The sequence below is a fragment of the Kocuria sp. ZOR0020 genome (assembly GCF_000800955.1).
Taxonomy (GTDB): domain Bacteria; phylum Actinomycetota; class Actinomycetes; order Actinomycetales; family Micrococcaceae; genus Kocuria; species Kocuria subflava.
In genome coordinates this window covers 1-4,409 of the sequence record NZ_JROX01000287.1, presented here as the reverse complement: position 1 = coordinate 4,409, position 4,409 = coordinate 1, and the positions used below count along the sequence as shown (strand labels likewise).

General features: G+C 62.0%; 4 protein-coding genes. 1 reads left to right on the top strand and 3 read right to left on the bottom strand.

Going from position 1 to position 4,409, the window contains the following annotated elements; genetic code table 11:
- From benC to benA, 3 genes are all read right to left on the bottom strand, one after another.
- A partial coding sequence (benC, locus tag L979_RS13090) for a benzoate 1,2-dioxygenase electron transfer component BenC (protein WP_052209892.1) occupies positions 1 to 1,074 on the bottom strand: 1,074 nt, incomplete at its 3' end.
- Positions 1,075 to 1,183: 109 nt separating this feature from the next.
- Positions 1,184 to 1,726: a benzoate 1,2-dioxygenase small subunit gene (gene benB, locus L979_RS13085; protein ID WP_047692646.1), complete on the bottom strand. Its 543-nt coding sequence runs from the start codon at positions 1,724 to 1,726 to the stop codon at positions 1,184 to 1,186.
- A gap of 59 nt (positions 1,727 to 1,785) precedes the next feature.
- On the bottom strand, positions 1,786 to 3,168 hold the full coding sequence (gene benA, locus L979_RS13080; RefSeq protein ID WP_047692645.1) for a benzoate 1,2-dioxygenase large subunit: 1,383 nt from the start codon (positions 3,166 to 3,168) through the stop codon (positions 1,786 to 1,788).
- A gap of 290 nt (positions 3,169 to 3,458) precedes the next feature.
- On the opposite strand from benA, the gene catA reads away from it, so the two are divergent.
- A complete protein-coding gene (gene catA, locus L979_RS13075) occupies positions 3,459 to 4,343 on the top strand; it encodes a catechol 1,2-dioxygenase (RefSeq protein ID WP_047692644.1) in 885 nt (294 codons plus the stop codon).
- Positions 4,344 to 4,409: the final 66 nt, after the last annotated feature.

Below are 4,409 nucleotides of genomic sequence, written 5' to 3'. Positions count from 1 at the left end.
CGGCCGTGGCGCAAGACCCCTACCCATGCTCATCTGTGAAGGGCCGGTTTCGGCGTCGCCGCCGGTCTTCTCCTTGGGGGCGAATCTCTCGAAGTAGAAGTTGGCGGGCTGAACCCCTTCAGCATCCAGCCAGGAGGAAACCGCGTTGACCATGGGTGGCGGCCCGCACAGGTAGATGTCGACGTCGCCGTCGTTGAGCTGTTCCGGGGCGATGATCTGGGTGACGTAGCCCGTGTGAGGCGCGGAGGTGCCTTCTTCAGAGGCGATGAGGTCCCAGGTGAACTGGCTCAGGCGGGACTCGTAGTCCTTGAGCCAGTCCAGTCCCACGATGTCAGCTTCACGGGTCACGCCGTAGATCAGGTGCACGGGTTGACCGGGATCCTTCTCCGCGAGCTTTTCCAGGATGGAGGTCAACGGTGCCAGGCCGGTGCCACCGGCCAGCAGAAGCAGGGGTCGCTTGGGTTCACGCAGGAAGAACGAACCGTAGGGTCCGGAGAACTCGATGGCGTCACCGACTGCCGCACGATCGCGCAGGTACTCGGACATGGCCCCCTGCGGGGTGATGCGCACCATGAAGGAGGCATCGTCAGCGTTGGGTCCACTGGACATGGAGTACGAGCGCACGTCCTGGGTGCCGGGAACCTTGATGTTCACGTACTGGCCGGGCAAGAAGGCCAGGTCCTCACGGTGGTCTACGTCCAGCGTGAAGGAAATGGTGGACTCGGAGTGCTTGTCCAAGGCCTTGATGGTGGAGGTGAAGGAGGCGGCAGAGGTCTTGGCTGCCTCCGAGGTTCCGGGAATGTTGATGGACATGTCCGATTCCGGCAGGGCCTGGCAGGTCAGCAGGTAGCCCTTGTCCAGCTCGTCCTCGGTCATGGCGTCATCCACAAAGTCTCCCGGATCAAAGGAGCCGGAATCGCAGAAGGACTTGCATGTACCGCATGCACCGTCACGGCAGTCGGAAGGAATGTTGATCCGGGCCTTGTAGGCCGCGTCCATGATGGTCTCGAAGTCGCCGACGCGAATCACCTTGGTGACGCCGTCTTCAAAGTTCAGTGCTACTTGGTGTGCCATGTCAGTCTCCTGGAGCTTGGTGGAACCGGTTCCGTGCACGCCCGCCCACCAGGAGGTCTGCCTCGGGCAGCAACGTTCTCCGGGCGGGCGAGCGTGTGAATGGGATCGGTCAGATCATGTAGATGTCGATCACCTGGTGGATGTAGTCGTTCTTCAGAACGATCTTCTTCTTGGTGATCTGCAGAGCCGGGCCGCTGAGATCGATGTCCACTTCCGCGTAGCCCCAGTAGTACATGCTGGTGTTGTAGCGGAAGTAACCGGTCAGCCAGTTGTAGCGGACGTGCACCACGTCCCCGTCACGTCCCAGAACCTCGATGTCCGTGAGGTTGTGGTTGTGCCGCGGTTCCGGCAGGGAGGTGGCTGAGGAGCGGTCGGTCTTGATGCGGAACACCCGGTCCTCCAGGCCACCCCGGTTGGGGTAGTAGATCACAGAGATCTCGGTCTGGGGATCGGAGACCAGGGAGTCGTCCACGTCCCAGGACGGCATCCAGTACTCGGCATCCGGGTGATAGCACTCGATCCAGGAGTCAAAGTCGCGGTCATCCAGCAGGCGCGCCTCGCGGTGCAGGAAAGCGCGGACCGTCTCCAGGACCTGAATGTCCTCGATGCTCATCAAGGTGGAGGTCTTCTGCTCTACGGCGGTGTCAGTCATGGTGTCGGTTCCTTCGGAGTCAATCTTGGTGAGGTCTCCCTCAGGCAGGACGGATGGATTCAGGCCGTGGTGGTGACGTCGTCGGCAGTGGCAGCTTCTTCGGCCTGCAGCCCCGACTCCATGACCTGGTGCCAGTAGGAGTGCTGGATCGGGTAGAGACCCTCGTCCTCGGTCTTGACACCGGATGCCAGCACCCGGTCCATGCCCAGGGCGGCGGCCTGCTCATCCGGGCCCTTGATTTCGTGCTCCATGCCGCGAGTCATGTCGTTCCACGGTGCTCTGGCGGCCCAGTAGGTCTTGTAGCAGGAGCGGAACTCCTCCAGGTCATCCGGGGTGGCCATGCCGGAGGCGTTGAAGAAGTCCTCGTACTGACGGATGCGGTTGGCGCGGTTGGCTGCAGACTCACCCTTGGGTGCGATGCAGTAGATCTCCACCTCGGTCCTATCCGCGGAGATGGGACGGAACTTGCGGATCTGTGAGGAGAACTGATCCATGATGTAGACGTTCGGGTCCAGGCACAGGTTGCGGGAAATATTGACCATGAAGTTGACCATTTCCTCCCCGTACTTCTCCACCAGTTCCTCACGGCGGTCCCACAAGGGGCGGTCCTGCGGGTTGCCCCACTCCTGCCACAGCAGCAGGTGGCCGTGTTCGAAGGAGTAGAAGCCACCCTTCTGCTTGCCCCACTTGCCGGCGTCCATGGCCTTGGTGGTGTTGGTGGAATCCCCGGATGCGCGACGGGAGGTGGTGGCTGCGTAGTTCCAGTGCACGGAGGTCACGTGGTAGCCGTCTGCGCCGTTCTCCGCCTGGACCTTCCAGTTGCCGTCAAAGGTGTAGGTGGAAGCACCTCGCAGCACCTCCAGGCCGTCGGGGGACTGGTCCACGAGCGAGTCGATCACCTTGGTGGTGTCACCCAGGTGCTCCTCCAGGGGCTTGACGTCCGGGTTCAGGGAGCCAAACAGGAACCCGCGGTAGGACTCGAAACGGGCCACCTTGGTGAGATCGTGCGAGCCCTCCTTGTTGAAGGCCTCCGGGTAGGCGCCGTTGCGGCCGTCCTTGACCTTGAGCAGCTCACCGGAGTTACGGAAGGTCCAGCCGTGGAATGGGCAGGTGAACGTGGTCCGGTTGTCGGTCTTGCGCCGGCACAACATGGCACCGCGGTGGGCACAGGCGTTGATCAGGCAGTTGAGGTTCTCGTCCTTGTCCCGGGTGATCACCACGGGGGAACGGCCGATGTAGGTGGTGTAGTAGTCACCCACGTTGGGGATTTGGGATTCGTGGGCCAGGTAGATCCAGTTGCCCTCGAAGATGTACTTCATCTCCAGCTCGAAGACTTCCTCGTCGGTGAAGATCTCGCGCTTGGCCTTGATCACGCGGTTCTCACGGTCATCGACGACGGCGTCGTTCAGGACATCGCGCAGGTGCGTGAAGTTCTCGGTCATGTCTGCCCCCTGGGTCAAGGTTCTTCGGCTGGTGGTCACCCAGGGGAGCCCCTGGGTGACCGTTGCCCGTTGAGAGACCAGTCTGGAAGGGTGTGATCCCAGGCACATCAGGCGAATACCTAGTGGGTACCCAGGGGGTACCGGGAGGGGTGTTTGAGCATAAATGCAGCGCGATTGATATTTGTCCCATGGGCAATGTGGCTCGTACGCTCGATGTAGTCCGCATCACATTTAATCCGACGAATCCGAGCCCTGCGTGGCTCCGTAGCAACCATGACGTGGAGGACGACATGAGCGAGTCCAGCACTGACACTCGGCATGAAGACGAAGACGCTGCCGTCGAGGCCGGCACTCTGGCCACCCAACGTTTCAACGAATCCGGGAAGCTGCACAGCATGGAGGTCTCCAAGGAGCGAGTCTCCGCCATTGCCGGGGAAGTGATCCAGGCGATCAACGACGTCGCCGTGAAGCACAGCGTCACCTATGACGAGTACAACGCCCTCAAGGCCTGGCTGATCAAGGTCGGCACCGACGGCGAGTGGCCGCTGTTCCTGGATGTTTGGCTGGAGCACACCATTGAGGACATCAACTCCGTTGAGCGTCCCGGCGCCGTGGGCACCATCGAGGGTCCGTACTACGTTCCCAACGCACCGGAGATGTCCACCCCGGCCACCCTGGAGATGCGCGAAGACGAGGCGGGCACCCCGCTGAAGTTCACGGGCTCCTTCAAGGACACCTCCGGTGAGCCGCTGAAGGACGCCGTGATCGAGATCTGGCACGCCGACGCCTTGGGTTTCTACTCCCAGTACGCGCCCGAGCTGCCCAAGTGGCTCTTCCGCGGCGTGGTCCTGGCGGATGAAGACGGCAACTTTGAGATCAACACCATGCGTCCGGCGCCCTACATGATCCCGACCGACGGCGCGTGCGGCCAGCTGATCGAGGCTGCCGGCTGGCATGCATGGCGTCCGGCTCACATCCACATCAAGGTGCATGCGCCCGGGTACCAGCTGGTCACCCAGCAGCTCTACTTCCCGGGGGACCCGCACAACGAGGACGACATCGCCTCGGCCGTGAAGCCGGAGTTGATGCTGGATCCCAATCCGCGTACGGACGGTGGAGAGGGCGAAGAAGCCCACTACGACTACGTCCTGGCTCGCGAAGGGGAAACCCGCTGACTCCAGGCTGCAGCCAGTCAGTGCAGTGAGGATTGATTCTCTCCGCAACAGGTGGGGCTCATCACT

What these genes read in the sequence shown, in the direction of transcription:
- benA (WP_047692645.1), bottom strand. Translation starts at nt 3,168, where the DNA reads ATGACCGAGAACTTCACGCACCTGCGCGATGTCCTGAACGACGCCGTC.
- benB (WP_047692646.1), bottom strand. Translation starts at nt 1,726, where the DNA reads ATGACTGACACCGCCGTAGAGCAGAAGACCTCCACCTTGATGAGCATC.
- catA (WP_047692644.1), top strand. Translation starts at nt 3,459, where the DNA reads ATGAGCGAGTCCAGCACTGACACTCGGCATGAAGACGAAGACGCTGCC.